The sequence below is a fragment of the Ornithinibacillus caprae genome (genome assembly GCF_009728145.1).
GTDB lineage: Bacteria > Bacillota > Bacilli > Bacillales > Amphibacillaceae > Ornithinibacillus > Ornithinibacillus caprae.
Genome location: NZ_WOCA01000038.1, coordinates 1 through 1,298, shown reverse-complemented (window position 1 = coordinate 1,298; position 1,298 = coordinate 1). Strand labels below are relative to the sequence as shown.

Sequence of the window (1,298 nt, the reverse complement as noted above, 5' to 3'; positions counted from 1 at the left end):
CCTTCCCTACGAGTTTCATAATAGATTTCATTTTCTTCATCTTTTTGACTTTGACATTGTGATAATGAATCTGCTTAAAATCAGGGTTATTCCTCACAAGGCTTAATGTCGTTAAAAATAAATAACGTCTGAGTCGAGATCTCTCACGTTTGGAGAGAACAATTTGTCCTTTCCATTTACCTGAGCTTGCTTCTGCCAGGTGTAATCCCGCATGTCTTAATAGAGAATTACCATGTGCGAATCCACTTAAATCACCAGCTTCTCCTAAAATACCAGCCAATGAAATTTCACTAATCCCTTCAATGGCAATTATTTTCTTAGCGAAAGTAATATCATCAAGGACAGAGGTAACTTCTTGCTCCACCCTTTCAAGCTGCGCTGTAGCTAAATCAAACTCTTCAAGTAATTGTTCTAAGTGAAGCTTATACGCATCATGAGCTTGCTTACTGCCAACGGAATTTTTGGCTAATTCAATGAGAGATTTTGCATTCTTAAGTCCTGCATGACGTTTCATCACTGTTTTCCAGCCTTTAACTATATCCTGTGCTTCCATGAACTGTAGCTCTGAAGGAGTAGGAAACAAACGAAGTGTTGCGATTGCACCTTTTCCTTTGACATCTTTAAACACTTGGCGAAGTTCAGGGAAGACGATATCTACCCAACGATTGATTTGGTTAATAGAGCTAGTAAGGCGTTTAACGATCACATCACGGTTAGACATGAGTACTCGTAACTTTTCAAAAGCTTCCGAAGTAGGTCTAATAAAAGAGTAATAACCATTCTTAATCATATCTGCAATCACAAGCGCGTCCTTCTTATCGCTTTTTGACTGGGTATTATCACGATTTTCTTTATTCTTTTTAACAAGATGAGGGTTAACGGTTACAACATCAAAACTTTGATCGTATAGCCATCTAGATAAATTCAACCAGTAATGTCCGGTAGGTTCCATACCAATTATTTCAGTATCATATCCTTTTGAAGATTTTAAACGATCAACCCATTTGATTAATCTAGCGAAACCTTCTTCATCGTTTTGAAAAGAGAGAGGATCACCAATGACAATACCACGGTAGTTTACAGCTCGTGCGACATGAATATGTTGTGCAATATCCACACCAACAACAAGGTGTTTATCAGAAATTCTTTCAATTAGTTGATTTTGTTTGTTTTGCATTTTAAACTTCATATAAGAGTTCCTCCTTAAGATTTTGAGTTTTAGAGTGGTGTCTATACTCATATCTTACTGGGGAGCTCTCTTTTGATCAAAGTTGAAATTAACGCTCTACAGGAATGCT

The 1,298-nt window shown here is 37.1% G+C and carries 1 protein-coding gene; it reads right to left on the bottom strand.

Annotated features, from left to right (window positions below; translation table 11 throughout):
* Positions 1-1,189: IS110 family RNA-guided transposase (locus tag GMD78_RS21260; RefSeq protein WP_155671989.1), on the bottom strand; the 1,189-nt coding region annotated here is incomplete at its 3' end.
* Positions 1,190-1,298 lie beyond the last annotated feature (109 nt).